Origin of the sequence: Selenomonas sp. oral taxon 892 str. F0426 (assembly GCF_000468035.1) — a bacterium.
Taxonomy (GTDB): Bacteria; Bacillota; Negativicutes; order Selenomonadales; family Selenomonadaceae; genus Centipeda.
Map to the genome: position 1 here is coordinate 191598 of NZ_KI260539.1, position 18767 is coordinate 210364.

At 56.5% G+C, this 18767-nt stretch carries 13 protein-coding genes and 1 pseudogene; 10 read left to right on the forward strand and 4 right to left on the reverse strand.

Annotated features, from left to right (window positions below; translation table 11 throughout):
- Nucleotides 1–157 precede the first annotated feature (157 nt).
- Nucleotides 158–1819: a hydroxylamine reductase gene (gene hcp / locus HMPREF1992_RS06195; RefSeq protein ID WP_021685003.1), complete on the forward strand. Its 1662-nt coding sequence runs from the start codon at nucleotides 158–160 to the stop codon at nucleotides 1817–1819.
- Nucleotides 1820–1905: 86 nt separating this feature from the next.
- On the opposite strand, the gene HMPREF1992_RS06200 is transcribed toward hcp, so the two are convergent.
- From HMPREF1992_RS06200 to HMPREF1992_RS06215, 4 genes are read right to left on the reverse strand one after another with little or no spacing between them, the layout of a single operon-like run.
- A complete protein-coding gene (locus HMPREF1992_RS06200) occupies nucleotides 1906–3528 on the reverse strand; it encodes an ABC transporter ATP-binding protein (protein WP_021685004.1) in 1623 nt (540 codons plus the stop codon).
- Nucleotides 3529–3559: 31 nt separating this feature from the next.
- Nucleotides 3560–5083 (reverse strand): ABC transporter substrate-binding protein, encoded by a 1524-nt coding sequence (locus tag HMPREF1992_RS06205; protein ID WP_021685005.1) that lies wholly within the window; start codon nucleotides 5081–5083, stop codon nucleotides 3560–3562.
- 48 nt (nucleotides 5084–5131) lie between these two features.
- A complete protein-coding gene (locus HMPREF1992_RS06210; protein WP_021685006.1) occupies nucleotides 5132–5965 on the reverse strand; it encodes an ABC transporter permease in 834 nt (277 codons plus the stop codon).
- Nucleotides 5966–6898: an ABC transporter permease gene (locus tag HMPREF1992_RS06215; protein WP_021685007.1), complete on the reverse strand. Its 933-nt coding sequence runs from the start codon at nucleotides 6896–6898 to the stop codon at nucleotides 5966–5968.
- Between the two features lie 241 nt (nucleotides 6899–7139).
- Between HMPREF1992_RS06215 and serA the strand changes: the two genes are divergently transcribed.
- The 9 genes and pseudogenes from serA to HMPREF1992_RS06255 all read left to right on the forward strand — a co-directional run bounded on the left by serA (nucleotide 7140) and on the right by HMPREF1992_RS06255 (nucleotide 18732).
- Entirely contained in the window at nucleotides 7140–8735 is a 1596-nt protein-coding gene (gene serA, locus HMPREF1992_RS06220; RefSeq protein WP_021685008.1) for a phosphoglycerate dehydrogenase, read from the forward strand.
- A 93-nt stretch (nucleotides 8736–8828) separates the two neighbouring features.
- Nucleotides 8829–9698: a zinc metalloprotease HtpX gene (gene htpX, locus HMPREF1992_RS06225; protein ID WP_021685009.1), complete on the forward strand. Its 870-nt coding sequence runs from the start codon at nucleotides 8829–8831 to the stop codon at nucleotides 9696–9698.
- 137 nt (nucleotides 9699–9835) lie between these two features.
- On the forward strand, nucleotides 9836–10543 hold the full coding sequence (gene deoD, locus HMPREF1992_RS06230) for a purine-nucleoside phosphorylase (protein ID WP_021685010.1): 708 nt from the start codon (nucleotides 9836–9838) through the stop codon (nucleotides 10541–10543).
- A 34-nt stretch (nucleotides 10544–10577) separates the two neighbouring features.
- Nucleotides 10578–10744, forward strand: a pseudogene (locus HMPREF1992_RS12005) (galactokinase); the annotation flags it as partial.
- A gap of 53 nt (nucleotides 10745–10797) precedes the next feature.
- Nucleotides 10798–10953: a hypothetical protein gene (locus HMPREF1992_RS11785; RefSeq protein WP_021685012.1), complete on the forward strand. Its 156-nt coding sequence runs from the start codon at nucleotides 10798–10800 to the stop codon at nucleotides 10951–10953.
- An 18-nt stretch (nucleotides 10954–10971) separates the two neighbouring features.
- Nucleotides 10972–11961, forward strand: a complete 990-nt coding sequence (galE, locus tag HMPREF1992_RS06240; RefSeq protein WP_021685013.1) for a UDP-glucose 4-epimerase GalE — start codon at nucleotides 10972–10974, stop codon at nucleotides 11959–11961.
- 27 nt (nucleotides 11962–11988) lie between these two features.
- On the forward strand, nucleotides 11989–12696 hold the full coding sequence (gene deoD, locus HMPREF1992_RS06245; protein ID WP_021685014.1) for a purine-nucleoside phosphorylase: 708 nt from the start codon (nucleotides 11989–11991) through the stop codon (nucleotides 12694–12696).
- 263 nt (nucleotides 12697–12959) lie between these two features.
- Nucleotides 12960–14816 carry a cation-translocating P-type ATPase gene (locus HMPREF1992_RS06250; RefSeq protein WP_231366961.1) on the forward strand — a complete coding sequence of 619 codons (1857 nt, stop codon included), beginning with the start codon at nucleotides 12960–12962 and terminating at the stop codon, nucleotides 14814–14816.
- Between the two features lie 124 nt (nucleotides 14817–14940).
- Nucleotides 14941–18732 (forward strand): phosphoribosylformylglycinamidine synthase, encoded by a 3792-nt coding sequence (locus tag HMPREF1992_RS06255; RefSeq protein ID WP_021685016.1) that lies wholly within the window; start codon nucleotides 14941–14943, stop codon nucleotides 18730–18732.
- The last annotated feature ends 35 nt before the right edge of the window (nucleotides 18733–18767 follow it).

Here is an 18767-nt window from a genome sequence, read left to right on the forward strand (position 1 = left end):
GAATTGGGGTGCGGTACGAAGGTGCTTTCTTCGTACCGCATTTTTTTGATGAGAATTTTTATTGATTATCATCGGGTAACATATGTTACATCTATTGCGATTGCCCTTTGCTATAATTAACGCATCAAATGTGTATTGCGTATAAGGAGAGATTCCAATGGATGCTAAAATGTTTTGCTATCAGTGTCAGGAGACGGCCGGCGGCAAGGGCTGCACGGTGCAGGGTGTCTGCGGAAAGAAGCCGGATGTCGCAGAGATGCAGGATCTGCTCGTCTATGTGACGAAGGGGCTCGGCGCGGTAACGACGGCACTGCGCGCAGAGGGCAAGAAGGTTGCGATCGAGGTAAATCATCGCGTGACGATGAACCTCTTCATTACAATCACGAACGCGAACTTCGACCGCGAGGCGATCATGGATGTGATCGAGGAGAGTCTTGCGCTGAAGGCGGATCTCCTTAGCCAGCTTGCCGATGCATCGCATCTGCCGGAGGCCGCGCATTGGACGGCGCCCCGCGCAGATTTTGCAGCAAAGGCGAAGACGGTCGGCATTCTCGCAACGGAGAACGAGGATGTCCGCAGCCTGCGCGAGCTGACGACCTACGGCCTGAAGGGACTCTCTGCCTACGTTGAGCATGCGAACGCGCTCGGGCACGAGAACGAGGAGATTGACGCATTCATGCAGCGTGCACTCGCGCAGCTCCTCGACGATACGCTGGACGGCAATGCGCTGACGGCGCTTGTGCTTGAGACGGGGAAGTGGGGCGTCGACGGCATGGCACTCCTCGATGGTGCGAATACGGGCACCTACGGACACCCCGAGATCACGAAGGTGAAGCTTGGTGTCCGCAATCGTCCTGGCATCCTCATCTCCGGTCATGATCTCAAGGATCTCGAACGACTCTTGGAGCAGACGAAGGGTACGGGCGTTGATGTCTATACGCACGGTGAGATGATTCCCGCGCACTACTATCCTGCGTTCAAGAAATACGACAACCTCGTAGGCAACTACGGCAATGCATGGTGGCTCCAGAAAGAGGAGTTCGAGAAGTTCAACGGTGCAATCCTTATGACGACGAACTGCGTCGTGCCGCCGAAGGACAGCTACAAGGATCGCCTCTTCACGACGGCAGCGGTCGGTGTCGAGGGCTGCACGCACATTCCGCTTGTGAATGGCGAGAAGGACTTTACGCCCGTTATCGAGTGCGCGAAGAAGTGTGCGCCTCCGACGGAACTCGAGACGGGAGAGATTGTCGGCGGGTTTGCTCACGAGCAGGTCTTTGCCGTGGCGGACAAGGTCGTAGAGGCGGTAAAGAGCGGTGCGATCAAGAAGTTCGTTGTCATGGCAGGCTGCGACGGCCGCATGAAGTCGCGTGAGTACTACGGTGAGTTTGCGGAAGCGCTTCCGCACGACACGGTCATCCTCACGGCGGGCTGTGCGAAGTACAAGTACATCAAGAAGGATCTCGGCGACATCGGCGGTATCCCGCGCGTCCTCGACGCCGGTCAGTGCAACGACTCCTACTCGCTCGCACTGATCGCACTGAAGCTCAAAGAGGTATTCGGTCTGGATGATGTGAACAAACTCCCCATCGCCTACAACATCGCGTGGTATGAGCAGAAGGCGGTCATCGTCCTCCTCGCGCTGCTCCACCTCGGCGTGAAGAACATTCACCTCGGCCCCACGCTCCCTGCGTTCCTCTCTCCGAACGTCGCAAAGGTACTCGTTGAGACCTTCGGCATCGGCGGCATCACGAACGTCGCGGACGATATGGCGATGTTCGGCATCGAGGTAAACGCGCCCGAAGCTGCTGCTGTGTAAAAGAATATCCATTCATAGATAAGTAAACGGGACTTCTGTACGAAGCAAAATGTTGTTTCGTACGGAAGTCCCGTTTTTGCGTGAGTTTACAGTGCCGCCTGCAGGAGATTTCGCGTGTAGTCCTCGCCTGGTTCTCTGAGGACGCGGTTGGTCTCGCCCTGCTCGACGATGCGTCCATTCTGCATGATGAGGACGCGGTCGGCGATGGAGCTGACGAGCGGCAGATCGTGTGAGATGAAGAGAAGGCTCATGCCATGCTCTCGTTGCAAATGCAGGAGCAGAGCGATGATCTTTGCCTGTACGGACACATCGAGTGCCGAGGTCGCCTCGTCGCAGACGAGGATTTCGGGATGGACGGCCATAGCGCGTGCAATTGCCGCCCGCTGGCACTCGCCGCCGCTCATCTCGTGCGGGTAGCGATTGGCATAGGAGGAGGGAAGCCCCACCTCGGTAAGGAGTTCGCCGACGCGCTGCGCTGTCGTACGCGCATCGGGGGTGCAGAGACGGCAGATGGTCTCGCCGATCATCGCGCCGATACTGCGGCGCGGGTTGAACGAGCCGGGCGCGTCCTGAAACACCATCTGCATACGTGTGTAGAGAGCACGTCGCTCTTTTCCACTTGTGTGCGTGATGTCCCTGCCGTTGAGGAGGATGCTGCCCCCCGTTGCCGTATGCAGTCCTGTGAGGAGTTTTGCAACGGTGGATTTGCCGCTGCCGCTTTCACCGACAATGCCAAGGAGTTCGCGCCGCCCGAGGGAAAAGGAGATGCCGTCGATTGCCTGGACGCGTCCCGCCGCATCGTCAAAGTGCATGGAGACGTTGTCAAAGCGCAGGAGTGTGTCCTCATCATCGCTTATTTTTTTTTCCTTCGTGATTGCGGAGAAATCCTGGGTGACGTGCATATGCTCCATGCGGTCGCAGTCCGTATGTGTCGCGGACATCTTCGGTACGGCCGCAAGAAGTTCCTGCGTATAGGGATGCTGCGGATTTCCTAGCACCTCATCCACGCTGCCCTGCTCGACGATCTTCCCCTTGCACATGACGGCGACGCGGTCGGCAATGTGCCGCACGACGCCGATGTTGTGTGTGATGAGGAGGATTGCAGTACCCGTGCGCTCCTTGAGCGCACGCAGCTCGTCGAGGACTTGCAGCTGGATCGTCGCGTCGAGTGCCGAGGTCGGTTCATCGGCGAGGAGGAGCTGCGGGCGCAGGATGACGGCGAGTGCGATCGCGGCGCGCTGTGCCATGCCGCCCGACAGCTCGAACGGATAAGCAGAGAGGATGCGGTGTGCATCGGCAAAGCCCATGCCGCCGAATACCTCTGCCGCGCGCGCGTCGATTTCCTCACGCGACAGATCGGTGTGTGCACGCATCGTTTCTGCGAGCTGCGTGCCAATCCGCCGCGTAGGGTTCAGTGATGCACCTGCGTACTGGAACACCATCGCAATCTCCTCACCGCGCAGCCTGCGCCGTTCTCCCTCGGAGAGTACAGCGAGGTTTTTCGTCTCAAAGGAGACCGTGCCTGTGTGAATCTCGGTGGAGAGTCCGCGGATCTGTGCGATTGCCTTAAGCAGGGTGGATTTGCCGCTGCCGCTCTCGCCGACGATGCCAAGTACCTCGCCCGCATGAAGGCTGATGCTGATGTCCTCGATCACGGCATTAGCGCCGTACCCCGCAGTCAGATGGTCAATTCGTAAGAGTTCCTGCATGACTCTGCTCCGCTGTGCGCTTTGTCTGCGCTCACTTCTTATCCAGATCCTTTGTCACATGATAGTAGTCGCTCGGCGTGGAGAGGAAACCAGTGACCTTCTTCGAGATACCGACCTGCATATTGTTGAACCCAATGAAGTCCATCGCAGCATCATCGATTACCTGCTGCTGAATGTGGTTGACGAGTGCGATGCGCTTTGTCGGGTCAAATGTATTCGGCAGGTCGGACAGCAGCTGCTCCACGACGGGATTGTTGTAATGCCCAAAGTTTGCAACGCCCTTTGCGCTCAGCACATCACGCAGGAATGCATACGGGTCGCCCGTCGGCATGGTGATGACGGAGTAAAGACCGATTTCGTATTCGCCCGCCTTGTAGTAGGTTGATTTCTCATGTGAAACGATGTTGACGTTAATGCCGATTTTCTTGAGCTGTGCCTGCATCTCCGTTGTGATGTTCTCGTTGAAGAGCCGCTTGTAGACACCCATCTCGACGGTCAGCGGCTGTCCGTTCTTCTCGACAATGCCGTCGCCGTTCGTGTCCGTATATCCTGCCGCTGCAAGCACCTGCTTTGCCTTTTCAGGATCGTAGGAGCGTGCCTTGAGCGCGGGATCGCCATAGGGCGTGGAGGCGAGGAACGCACTGTTCGACGCTGTCATTGCGCCCTTGAGATACTGGTCGCCGATAGTCTTTTTGTCAACACCATACATGATCGCCTGACGGACGGCGGGATCGGTGAGCTTGTCGAGGTTCATGTAGAGCTGATAGGTGCGTGTCTGCGGTGTCTTGACAAGCGTAAACTTGTCATTCGCTGCAACTGTCTCTGCCGTCTCGGGGCTGAGATCCAGTGCTACGTCGAGCTCATCGCCCTGCAGTGCCATTGCGAGCGTGTTGAAGTCTGCGATCTTCGTGTACTCGACCTCGTCGACCTTCACTGCGCCGCCCCAATACTTCGCGTTCTTCGTCATGAGGGCGTGCTTGTCTGCTTCAAAGCTGCTCATGACAAAGGGGCCCGTACAGATGGGAGCGTTCTCAAAGTCCTTCGTGCCTGCAACATCGACGATTACAGCGTATGGGTCGCACAGATCGTTGACGAGGGTCGCATACGGCTCTTTTGTACGAATTGTGAGCACATTGCCCTCTGCCGTGTACGCTGCATCCTTCAGCCATGCAGCGCGGTCATTTGTCTCCGCCGTGCGCTTGAGGGAGTCAATGACCTTCTCAGCCGTCATCTTCTCCCCGTTGGAGAATGTGACATTGTCCTTCAGCGTAATGCGCCAAACCGTTGGCTCAACATTCTCTGCCTTTTCGGCGAGCCACGGCTGTGGATTCATACTGTCGTCGAGACGGAAGAGTGTTTCGCCGACACCGTAGCGCACAGCGTACCAGCCGAACCACTCCTTCGCGGGATCCATCGTGCTCGTCACGGCGACTGTGCCGCCGACGCGCACGATTTTCTTGCTGTCTGCCGCCTGATCCGAGCCGCCGCAGCCGGTCACGGCAAGCGGAACGGCAAGCAGCAGTGCAGCGCAGAGACGTTTCAGTGTTTTGTTCATGTTTCCTCCTTAAATAAAACAATAATATTTCTATAGAAAAGCGTATTCCTATACGCGTTTTTCTCTTGTCTTAGGATCGAGCAGGTCACGCAGCTGATCGCCGAACATATTGAACACCATCATGACCGCAACCATCACTGCGCTTGGCGCGAGTGCCGCCCACGGTGCCTGTTGGAGATATTTCTGTCCCTCGCTGATCATCGCGCCCCACTCAGCGGCGGGAATCTGAACGCCAATGCCGAGGTAAGAGAGTCCCGCAAGGCCCATCATCATCGTGCTGACGTGGAGCACGGCGGTAACAACGAGCGGCCCCGCGATATTCGGCAGAATGTGTCCGAAGAGGATACGAGCGTCGCTGCATCCTGAGAGGCGTGCCGCCTGTATGTATGTCTCCTCCTTTGCCGCGACCGTCGCGCTCCGTGCAATGCGTGCGTACTGTGTCCATGTCGTCACGATGAGTGCGAGCATGGCGTTGACGAGTCCGCCGCCGAGCACACCGGCGACCGCGATCGCGAGCACGATATCGGGGAACGCCTGAAACACGTCCGTGATACGCATGAGCACCGCGTCCATCCGCCCGCGATAGTAGCCCGAGAGCAGTCCAATGAGACTGCCGAGCGAGCCAGCGACAAGGATGATGAAGAGCACGGCAAAGATGCTCGTTTTCCCGCCCGCGAGAATGCGCGAGAGGATGTCTCTGCCGTAGTTGTCCGTGCCGAGGAGATGCTCTGCAGACGGGGCCTTTAGGATCAGCTGCGGATCGGTCGCATACGGATCGTAGGGGGCAAGCTGCGCGGAGAAGAGACTCACGATGAGGATAAGCGCCGCGAGAAGCGCGAATGTGCGAAAGAGGAGCGGCGCTTGCAGAAAGAAGTTCATCATTTAGAGATCCTTGATCTTGGGATTGAAATAACGATACGAGAGGTCCGTGATGAGATTCACGAGGAAGAATGCGAGTGCCATCCAGACGACAACCGCCTGAATGACAGGATAGTCGCGATTCCCAATTGCTCCCATGATGAGACTGCCGACGCCGGGCCAGTTAAAGATGGTCTCGATGATAACCGTACCGCCGAGGAGCGAGCCGATGGAGATGCCCGTGAGCGTGATGACAATGATCATGATGTTCTTGAGCACATTGCGGAACAGGATCACGCGCTCCGTAATGCCGCGTGCACGCAGCCCTATCACATAGTCCTTTGCCAGCTCATCGAGTGCCGCCGCGCGAATCTGACGAATGTAGCGTGAGGACATGACGAGCCCAAGCGTCAGCGCGGGCAGGATCATGCCGATCGGCTTTGTCGTTGCGAGTACGGGAATCCAGCCAAGCCGATAGGAAAAGATGAACATGAGGACGATCCCGATGATAAACCCGGGCATCGCATTCAGGACGAATGTGAGAAAGCGAATGACATAGTCCATGCGGCTGTTGCGGCACGCGGCAATGGCGATGCCGAGCGGCAGGGAGATGAGGAGTGTGAGCCCCATTGCCGTACCCGCCATACGAAGCGTGTAGGGGAGTGCTTTCCAAAACGTTGCAGCGACAGGCAGGTCGGTGATGTAGGATTTGCCCATATCGCCTTGGAGAAAATGGATGAGCCAGCGTCCGTACTGCACGAGAAAGGGCTGATCGAGACCCATCTCTGCACGCATCCGCTCCACGAGCTGCGGATCAGCGGCGACTCCGCCTGCTGAGAGCCGGATGCCGACGGGATCGCCGGGGGCGATGTAGATGAGTCCGAAGGAAAGCAGGGTGATGCCGAAAAAGACGGGGATGAACTGCAGACATCGCCCGAGAAGTGTCTTGTATGTCATAGGTACTCCATTATATATTTATTTGAAGTGAACTCTTATATTTCATTTATTTGTTAGATAATGTTTTTTAGTATATCGTCCATGAAAGAAGATTGTCAACCGAAGCGTAAAGATATGAATACGCGTGAACTTGTCAGGGCTTCCTTAGGCATTTGACACACATCGCCACTTTTGTCTATAATGAATCGTATTATACGGTGCAAATAGACAGCGGCACTGTGCCGCATGGGAGGGCTTACAGATGAAGATTTTAGCTGCGGACGGGATTTCGCCCGAGGGAATCGGACTGCTGGCGGACTATGAGGTCGATGTACGCGATAAGATCGCGCACGAGGAGCTGGTGGAGATCATCGGTGATTACGATGCACTCATGGTGCGCTCCGCGTCGAAGGTGTCGTCGGATGTACTTGCGCGCGCCGATAAACTTAAGATTATCGGACGTGCAGGCGTCGGCGTGGACAACATCGATGTGAAGGCGGCGACGGAGCGCGGCATCATCGTCATCAACTCGCCGGGCGGCAATACAATCGCAGCGACGGAGCACACGATGGCGATGATGCTCTCGCTCGCACGTAAGATTCCCGAGGCAGATGCGACGATGCATGCGGGGGAGTGGAACCGCAAAGCCTACGTCGGAGTGGAGCTGCGCGGCAAGACGCTCGGCGTGATCGGCATGGGGCGCATCGGCAGCGGTGTTGCCAAGCGTGCGCTTGCCTTTGACATGAATGTCATCGCCTATGACCCCTATATCAATGAGGAGAGAGCCAAGGCGCTCGGTGTGACCATTGGGACACTTGACGATATCTTTGCTGCGGCAGATTTTATTACCGTGCATATGCCGCTCACGAAGGAGACGCGCGGGATGATCTCCATGCGTGAGATGAAGAAGATGAAGCGGAGCGTGCGGCTCGTGAACTGCGCGCGCGGCGGAATCATCGACGAAAGTGATTTGGCGGCAGCGGTCAAGGATGGGGTCGTGGCAGGCGCGGCAATCGATGTGTTCGAGAGCGAACCGCTTGCGGAGAATCATCCGCTGCGCGGCCTTCCGGGCATTGTGCTCACACCGCACCTTGGTGCGTCCACGGTGGAGGCGCAGATTGGCGTGTCTGTAGATGTGGCGGAGGGAATCCGCGCGGCACTGCGCGGGGAACCCGTGACAGCGGCAGTCAATATGGCACCCGTATCAAAGGAAGTCATGCGCGTCATCCGCCCCTACATCACACTCGCGGAGCAGCTCGGCTGCACCGTTTGCTCCCTCGCCGAAGGGCCCATCTCCCATGTGGAGGTCGTCTACAACGGCGAGATCACGGAGGTCAACACCAGTTTTCTTACGACGGCACTCCTCAAGGGAATGCTCAACCCCATCCTTGAAAGCGAGATCAACTACGTCAACGCTCCGAGCGTCGCGAAGTCGCGCGGCATCAAGGTGACGGAGGTCAAGGAAAAGGAACCTTCGCACTATTCGACGCTCATTACCGTACGCGTCACGACGGCGGCGGGTACGGCAGAAGCGGGTACGGCAGAGGTGCAGGGCACACTCTTCGGTACAGAGGGGCGCATTGTACGGATCAATGGGTTCCGTGTGGACATCGACCCGCATGCACGTCTCCTCATCTGCCCGCATATCAATCGCCCTGGTGTCATTGGCACAATCGGCTCCATTATGGGAGAGGCGGGCGTCAATATCTCCTCCATGCAGGTAGGTAAGTCTGACCGCGAGGGAATGAACATCATGGCGCTTACAATTGACCATGACATCCCTGATGAGACCCTCGCGCGCGTGCTCGCTGTCGATGGAATCTTTGATGCGAAGCTGGTAAACTTCGAGACAATTTAATTGTATCAAAGAGAATTTCAGCCTTTTTCCATAATCGCTCTGTATGATATAGTCAAAAGGACAAAGTTTAGATTTTAATGGAGGCAAAAGCCTATGAACACAATCAAAACAACGATGCTCATGGCGCTCCTTATGGCGCTTATGGTTGCACTCGGCGGAGTTTTTGCCGGACAGACAGGTATGACGGTCATGCTTGTCATTGCACTCGGCATGAACTTCTTCTCGTACTGGTTCTCCGACCGCATGGTGCTCAGCATGTATAATGCGCGTGAAGTGGATCGTACGAGTGCACCGGAGCTCTATGGCCTTGTTGAAAAACTTGCGGGGCGTGCGGGACTCCCCATGCCGCGTGTCTATATCATCAACGAGGATGCACCGAATGCGTTTGCGACGGGGCGCAACCCATCAAACGCGGCCGTTGCCGTGACGACGGGACTCATGCGCGTGCTCGACTACAACGAGATCTCGGGCGTACTCGGACATGAGCTCGCTCATGTCAAGCATCGTGACATCCTCATCTCGACGATTGCAGCGACAATGGCGACCGTCATCTCCTACGCCGCGAGCATCGCTCAGTGGGCAGCAATCTTCGGCGGCGGACGTTCGAGCGATGATGACCGCGGCGGCATCATCGGCCTCATCGCGACAGCGATCATCGCACCCATTGCAGCAGCGCTCATCCAGATGGCGATCTCGCGGTCGCGCGAATACGATGCGGACGAGGGCGGCGCTGAGATCTGCGGCAATCCGAACTACCTCGCCGCCGCACTCGAAAAGATCGAGTACTATGCTGTGCACGGCGCGCCGCTGCCCGAGGCAACGCCCGCGACTGCGCACATGTGCATTATCAACCCGCTCACGGGACGCGATATCTCGTTTAAGAGCCTGTTTTCAACCCACCCTGACACGCAGGAGCGTATCGCGCGTCTGCGTGAGCAAGCACAGCGGATGAACATCCGCTGAATCACAGATAAAGCCTCAAGACCTCGTATTCCAAATGAGCTCTTGAGGCTTTTGGTTTGGGGCTTGTCTTGCGTTTGTTTATACATGGACATATAATATATCTATCTGGATTACATGATGAGAAGAGGAGAGAGACTATGAGTACACCGCATATTGCTGCCGAAAAGGGCGAGATCGCCGAGCGCATCCTGCTGCCGGGGGATCCGCTCCGCGCGAAGTTCATCGCGGAGAATTTCTTGGAGGGGGCGAAGGAGTATACCTCCATCCGCAACATTCTAGGCTACACAGGCACGTACAAGGGCGTTCCCGTCTCCGTGCAGGGTACGGGCATGGGCATGCCGTCCATCTCCATCTATGTGAATGAGCTGATGGACTGCTACGGTGTGCAGAAGCTCATCCGCGTCGGTACCTGCGGCGGCATGCACGAGAAGGTAAAGCTGCGCGACGTATTCATCGCACAGGGCGCGACGACGGACTCAGGCATGATTCGGAGCATCTTCGGCGGCTCGATCAACTATGCGCCGCTCGCGGACTACGAGCTGCTCTCCGCCGCTGTGGAGAATGCAAAGAAGCTGAACCTCCCCGTGCGCGTCGGCAATGTCATCTCCGTCGACCGCTTTTATGATGAAGAGATCGACAACGCGAAGCTGCGTCAGTACGGCGTGCTCGCGGTTGAGATGGAGGCGGCGGCGCTCTATACGCTCGCAGCGAAGTACGGACGGCAGGCGCTGGCGCTCTTCACCGTCAGCGACCATCTCCTCACGGGCGAGAAGTGTACGGCAGAGGAGCGGCAGACCACATTCAACGACATGATCAAGATTGCACTCGAAACGGCGATCGAATAAACGACAACAGTACTAGTAACTGCCGTGCAAATGGATTTTTGTAATGCAACGTGTGATTCTGAACGACGAACTTGCACCGAGCATTGACATGATAGAGGTTGTAAAGCTTGCACAGAAGGCGGAGAATCAGTTTGTCGGCATGAATCTGGTATCATGGATCAGTTCGCCGTTGGCATGGGACAGAAGGACTGCGCGACGATTACGAGGTGACGGGGCCTGCGCTGGATACGCGCGCGGAGGGCAGGAGAGCGTGCTTGGTTTTCGCGTATGACGGGCGGCTTTGGGGCTGTACGGTCTGCATTGTGCGCGATGAGGCGATCCCTGCGTTTGAGAAGAACATTGGCCTATATGGAAAAGATCGGTTATGCGCCGAGCGTCTATGCGGCAAAGACGGTGCGCGCCGTCTCTAAGAGCAAAAGGAGTATGTTATGGCAGTATTGGTATGCGGCGGGGCAGGGTACATCGGCTCTCATGCCGTGCACGCGCTCATCGAAAAAGGTGAAGCGGTCGTTGTTGTCGATAATCTTCAGACGGGGCATCGCGGTGCTCTGAACCCTGCGGCGAAGTTCTACGAGGGTGATATTCGCGACGCCTCCGTGCTCGACAAGATTTTCACAGAAAACAAGATTGAGGCGGTCATCCACTTTGCAGCGAATTCCCTCGTCGGCGAGAGCATGGAAAAGCCGCTGCTCTACTTCAACAACAATGTCTACGGAATGCAGGTGCTGCTTGAGGGCATGGTGCGTCATGGCGTGGACAAAATCGTCTTCTCCTCGACAGCGGCAGTGTATGGCGAGCCGAAACGTGTGCCGATTCATGAGGATGACGAAACGAACCCGACGAACACCTACGGCGAGACAAAGCTCACGATGGAGAAGATGATGAAGTGGGTGAGCCGCGCAAATGGTGTGCACTATGTCTCTCTGCGCTACTTCAATGCAGCGGGGGCGTTGCCGGATGGCTCGATCGGCGAGGCGCATATGACGGAGACGCATCTCATTCCGCTCATCCTCCAGGTGCCGATAGGAAAGCGTGATCATATTACTATTTATGGGAATGACTATGAGACACCGGACGGAACATGTCTGCGCGACTATATCCATGTGGTAGACCTTGCGGATGCGCATGTGTGCGCACTTGAATATCTCCGAAAGGGCGGCACGAGTGACATCTTCAACCTTGGCAACGGCCAGGGCTTCTCCGTGCGTGAGATGATCGCCGCGGCCGAGAAGGCGACGGGGCGTGCAATCAAGGCGGAGATCGGCGCGCGCCGCGCAGGAGATCCCGCGCAGCTCGTCGCCTCGAGTGAGAAGGCACGGGCTGTGCTTGGCTGGAACCCCGTGTATACGGATGTGGAGCAGGTCATCGGCACGGCATGGAAATGGCACGAGAGCCATCCGAACGGCTATGGTGACTGATGTATCATTTGAGATAGGAGAATTATCATGAGTTCACTGCATATTGCTGCCGAAAAGGGCGAGATCGCCGAGCGTATTCTGCTGCCGGGCGATCCGCTGCGCGCAAAGTTCATCGCAGAGAATTTCCTCGAGGGGGTGAAGGAATATACCTCCATTCGCAACATCCTCGGCTATACGGGCACCTATCACGGTGTTCCTGTCTCGGTACAGGGGACGGGCATGGGGATGCCTTCCATCTCCATCTATGCCAATGAGCTGATGGACTACTACGGTGTACAGAAACTCATCCGCGTCGGCACCTGCGGCGGCATGCATGAGAAGGTGAAGCTGCGCGACGTATTCATTGCGCAGGGGGCAACGACGGACTCCTCCATGATCCGCAACATCTTCGGCGGGGCAATCAACTATGCGCCGCTCGCCGACTATGAACTTCTCTCGGCTGCTGTGGAGCATGCAAAGAAGCTGAATCTCCCCGCGCGCGTCGGCAATGTCATCTCCGTCGACCGTTTCTATGACGAAGAGATCGATAATGCGAAACTCCGTCAGTACGGCGTGCTTGCCGTGGAGATGGAGGCGGCGGCACTCTATACGCTCGCAGCAAAATTCGGCCGTCAGGCGCTTGCCCTCTTCACCGTCAGCGACCATCTCCTCACAGGAGAGCGGTGCACGGCGGAGGAGCGGCAGACAACCTTCAGTGACATGATCAAGATCGCGCTTGAGACGGCGGTTTCCTAACGGCCCGGCCAATATAGTGAAAAAGGACATCTGCAGAGATGTCCTTTTTCTTATGGCGAAAACTCTATACAAATTACGGAAAGTGTACAGTAACGGATATATAAATGAGAATGTCTCTTGATTGATGCTTCCTTCGTGCTAAAATGAGATATATTTTATTGGGGGCTTCAACGCATGAAGCGAAAAGGGTGAAGTCATTTCGTCCGTGCAGGGAAGGGGGATTTATACTGAAAAAAATCAATGATTTTTTGGCAGGACTGCCAATGACAATTGTTGCGGGCATCTTTCTGCTCCTGGATTTTATTCCCCATGTGACGGGCGGTTTCGGTGGAACGCAGCCTCCGGTGCTCCTCCTGCCGTTTGATCCCGCGTGGGTAAGCATTGTGATCAGCGGGATCCCCCTGCTCTATCTTGCCGTTTGGCGCATGATTTATAACCCGGGCATCCGCAAAATATCCTCTGCGCTCCTGATCTGCATCGCCATGTTCGCAGCGATCGCCATCGGCGATCTGTTTGCCGCGGGCGAGGTCGTATTCATCATGGCGATCGGTGCGCTGCTCGAAGAGGCGACAGCGAACCGCGCGAAACAGGGACTGAAGAAGCTCATTCAGCTCGCTCCGACGCAGGGCCGCAGGATCCGCAGCGGTGCGGAAGAAATGATTGCGGCGGAGGAGATTCGGCAGGGGGATGTGCTGCGCATTCTCCCCGGCGAGATCATTCCGGTCGACGGGATCGTTTTGTGCGGAGAGACCTCGGTCGATCAGTCGATCATGACAGGGGAGTCCATTCCAATCGACAAGAGTACGGGGGAAGAAGTCTTCTGCGGGACGATCAACTGCTTTGGATCGATTGATATTTCCGCGACGAAGGTCGGCGCAGACAGTTCGCTGCAAAAGCTGATCCGCATGGTACAGGATGCCGAAAAAAAGCAGGCGCCGATGCAGCGCATTGCAGACCGCTGGGCAAGCTGGCTTGTTCCTGTGGCACTTCTGATCGCAGTAGGCGCATATGTCGCTACGGGCAACATCATTACCGCCGTGACCATTCTGGTCGTTTTCTGCCCGTGTGCACTGATTCTCGCGACGCCGACGGCAGTTATGGCGGCCATCGGACAGGCGGCGAGATACGGCGTGATCATCAAGTCCGGTGAAGCACTCGAGGCGATGGGCAGGGCGGATACCGTTGCATTTGACAAGACCGGGACACTGACCTATGGACGACTGGGCGTGAGCGATATAATTTCGTTCGATCCGCAGATTGACGCGGCAGAACTGCTGTCGCTGGCGGCCTCTGCCGAGTCGAAAAGTGAGCACCCCCTAGGCAGGGCGGTTGCTGCGCATGCAAAGGAACAGGGGATTCCCGCTGCTGCACCGGATATGTTTCAAATGTCGGTGGGGAAGGGCGTCTGCGCGGAGGTGAATCAGCGCAGAGTTCTCTGCGGGAATGAAAAGTTCCTTTCAGAGAACGGAATCTCCATTGGGACGCCGGAGCGTTCTGTCCTGGAGCGTCTGCGTATGCAGGGGAAGGTGTCGATTCTCGTGGCGGAGCAGGACGTCTGCATCGGAGTAATTGCTCTCTCTGACGTTGTGCGGCCGGAGGCGCAGGATGCAGTTGCCCGGCTGTTGGATATGAATACGCGTGTAGTCCTGCTCACCGGCGATCATCAGCAGACCGCACAGTATTTTGCACACCGGCTCGGCATCGCAGAAGTGCGGGCAGAGCTCCTGCCGGAGGAAAAGGTGCAGAGCATCGTGCAGCTGCAGGAGGAAAAACATACCGTCTGCATGATCGGCGACGGCGTGAATGATGCGCCGTCGCTGAAAATGGCGGATGTCAGCGTCGCCATGGGGAGCATGGGCAGCGATATTGCCGTCGAGGCGGCAGATATTGCACTCATGAGCGACGACATTTCGAAGGTTGTGTACTTAAAGCGGCTCTCCAACGCAGCCGTTCAAACGATTAAGCTGAGCATTGCTCTCTCGATGTGCATCAACTTTGCTGCGATTGTCCTTTCTCTGATGGAGCTGCTGACCCCGACCACGGGCGCATTGGTGCATAATGCCGGCTCGACCCTTGTGGTGATGATCGCCGCGCTGCTTTACAATCGAACATTTGAATAGCCGCAGGAGCGGTTCTCCTGCGGAGAGAAAATAGGGCAGCATTTTCTGAGAATCTTCCGTTGCATATTTTGTATGATTTCGCTAAAATAGAAAGAAGAAATTGCGATAGAGGAAGGGGTTTCGTATGGCTGTCAAACGAATCTTTGTAGAGAAGCGGCAGGGGTTCTTCGATATTCCTGCACAGCGGCTCTGCAGCGATCTGATAGAGACGTTCCGCCTGACGGATCTGCGTGCTGTGCGTATCATCACGCGATATGACATTGAGGGGCTGAGCGACGATGAGTTCGCAAAGGTGCGGAATATCGTTTTTGCCGATCCACCGGTCGACACCGTATATGAGGATACGCTGCCGTTTTTTTCGGATGCACGTATATTTGCGATCGAACCTCTGCCAGGGCAGTTCGACCCAACGGCCGCAGCGGCAGCAGAGTGTGTGCAGCTTGTGACACAGGGAGACCGTCCGGATGTGCGTACGGCACGCGTCATCGTGCTTATCGGCAAGGTGAGTGACCAGCTCTACGAACAGATCAAGGCATATCTGATCAATACGGTGGAGAGCCGCGAGGCATCCCTTGCAACACCTGCGACTCTCGAGAGTCTGATTACACTGCCGCTCGATGTGGAGATTCTCACGCAGTTCAACCAGCTCTCGCGCGGAGAGCTGGAGATGTTTCATAGGGAACGCGGCTTTGCGATGAGCGTGGAGGATCTCGCGTTCGTACAGCAGTATTTCCGCGATACGGAGCGTCGTGCACCGACGATCACGGAACTGCGCGTCATTGATACCTATTGGTCGGATCACTGCCGCCATACGACGTTTACCACGGCGATCGATGCTGTGAATATCGAGAACGGATTCTTCTCCCTGCCAATATTTGAGGCCTATCAACGCTATACCGATGACCGCAAGGCTCTCTACAAAAATGGAAAGCAGCGCGATATAACGCTGATGGATATTGCCGTAATGGGGATGAAAGCACTGCGTGCGGAGGGCAAACTCGAGGATCTCGACGAGTCGGAAGAGGTTAATGCATGCAGTATTCGCATCACGGTCGATGTGAACGGCAAGGATGAGGAATGGCTCCTCATGTTCAAGAACGAAACGCACAACCATCCGACGGAGATCGAGCCGTTCGGCGGTGCAGCGACCTGCCTCGGCGGTGCGATTCGTGACCCTCTTTCGGGGCGTTCGTATGTCTATCAGGCGATGCGTGTGACGGGGGCCTCCGACCCGCGCGTGCCGATCGAGGACACGCTGCCCGGCAAACTCCCGCAAAAAAAGATCACCCTTGGTGCAGCTGAGGGCTACAGCTCCTACGGCAACCAGATCGGCCTTGCGACAGGGCAGGTGCGTGAGATCTATCACAAGGGGTATCTTGCAAAGCGCATGGAGATCGGGGCGGTGATCGGTGCAGCTCCTGCTGAACAGGTACAGCGGGAACGTCCAGCGCCCGGGGATGTTATTGTCCTCCTGGGAGGACGTACCGGACGTGACGGAATCGGCGGTGCAACCGGCTCATCAAAGCAGCATACGGAATCGTCTCTGACAACATCGGGCGCTGAGGTGCAGAAGGGGAATCCGCCGACCGAGCGCAAGATCCAGCGCCTCTTCCGCAATCCAGAGGTCAGCCGCATGATCAAGCGCTGCAACGACTTTGGTGCAGGGGGCGTTGCGGTCGCCATTGGGGAGCTTGCAGATGGGCTGACGATTGATCTCGACGCTATTCCAAAGAAATACGAGGGTCTTGATGGAACTGAGCTTGCCATCTCCGAGTCGCAGGAACGCATGGCGGTGGTCCTTGCTGCGAAAGATGTTCCTGCATTCCTCTACCATGCGGATGTAGAAAACCTCGAAGCGACTGAGGTCGCCCATGTGACAGGAGAACCTCTCCTCGTCATGAAGTGGCGAGGGAAAGAGATTGTACGGATTGCGCGCAGCTTCCTCGCAACGAATGGCGTACGCCAACATGTGCGTGTTGTTGTCGAGCCGCCGAATGAGAAAATGCCCTATCTTCAGCAGGTTCCGCCGCTTGTAAAGAGCGTAGGGCGTGCGCTCGAAGATATGTGGATTGCGAATCTGCGTGACCTCAATGTCTGCAGCCAGAAGGGGCTTGGGGAGCGCTTTGACTCAACTGTTGGTGCGGCGTCCGTTCTTATGCCGTTTGGCGGCAAATATCAGCTGACCCCCTCGGAGGCGATGGTGGCAAAACTGCCCGTGCTCCACGGACAGACGAACACGGCATCTGCGATGGCATTCGGCTTTGACCCCGATCTCTCTACGTGGAGTCCGTTCCATGGTGCCGTCTATGCCATTGTCGAAGCGGTGGCAAAGATCGTCGCCTCTGGCGGTGATGCGAGGAAGGTACGGCTGACGCTGCAGGAGTATTTCGAGCGCCTTGGCACCGACCCAAAGAAATGGGGCAAACCCTTCGCGGCACTCCTCGGTGCACTCTATGCACAGCATGAGATGGGGATTCCGGCCATCGGCGGCAAGGACTCTATGTCGGGGACATTTGAGAATCTGAATGTACCGCCGACACTCGTTGCGTTTGCTGTATCAACGGTTCGGTCAGATGATGTCATCTCGCCTGAGTTCAAATATCCGAACAACAAGGTTATCATGGTTCCCGTGCCGCACGATGCACAGGATCTCCCTGTCTTTGCACGTCTGAATACGAACTTTGAGAAGATCCACCACCTGATCGTGGAGAAGAAGGCGTTCTCTGCAATGAGTGTTGGACGCGGCGGTATTGCAGCGGCCATCTCAAAGATGTGCCTCGGCAACAATCTTGGCTTTAAGTTTACCACATTCATTCCGCAGGACGAGCTCTTTAAACCGCTCTACGGAACCATACTGCTCGAGGTCTCTTCTTCGTTTGATCTGGCGGCCAATCTCGCCGGAACGGGAGCGGTTGAGATTGGAAAGACGCGCGATGTGCCGAGCATTATCACGGATTTGGATACCATTGTTCTCGCTGATGTCAAAGAGGCATATACAGAGCCGCTCGAGAAGATCTTCCCGACCACGGTGCCGCAGACTGTGCGGCAGATTGACCGCCCAACCTACGCCCCGTATCATCAGGGGAAATTCGCCGGGAGCTCTGTGCGGATTGCCAAGCCACGCGTCTGTATCCCCGTATTTCCAGGGACGAACTGCGAGTATGACTCTGCACGTGCATGGGAACGCGTAGGAGCGATTCCCTCGATCCATGTTGTACGGAATCTAACACCAAAGGCGGTCGAAGAAACGGTGGAGGAGCTGGCAGCCACACTCCGGCAGTCACAGATCCTCATGCTGCCGGGCGGTTTCAGCGGCGGCGATGAGCCGGACGGTACAGGCAAATTCATCGCAGCGATGTTCCGTGCGCCGGCACTTGCCGAGGCAGTGCAGCGACTCCTGCGCGATCAGGACGGCCTCATCCTCGGTATCTGCAATGGCTTCCAAGCGCTTCTGAAACTCGGTCTGCTGCCGTACGGCAAGATCACCGAACTGGATGAGAATACACCGACGCTTACCTACAACAACATCGGGCGCCACATCTCTCAGACCGTGCGTGTGCGCGTGGCGTCGAATCTCTCGCCGTGGCTTATGGGCGTGAGCGTTGGAGACACGCACACGATCGCTGTCTCGCACGGCGAGGGGCGTTTTTACGCCGATGCAAAGACCGTTGCAAATCTCCGTATCCGCGGACAGATTGCAACGCAGTATGTCAATGAGAAGGGAGAGCCTACGCTTGACCAGCCGTATAATCCGAACGGCTCCGTGAATGCCATCGAGGGCATCACGAGTCCCGACGGGCGCATCTATGGGCGCATGGCGCACGCAGAGCGCATCGGTGAAAATATCTGCAAGAACGTACCGGGGGATATGAATCAGATGATCTTTGAATCCGGTGTGTCCTACTTTATCCGATAATAGAGGAAAAACGAAAGCTGCTGTACGAACGATTT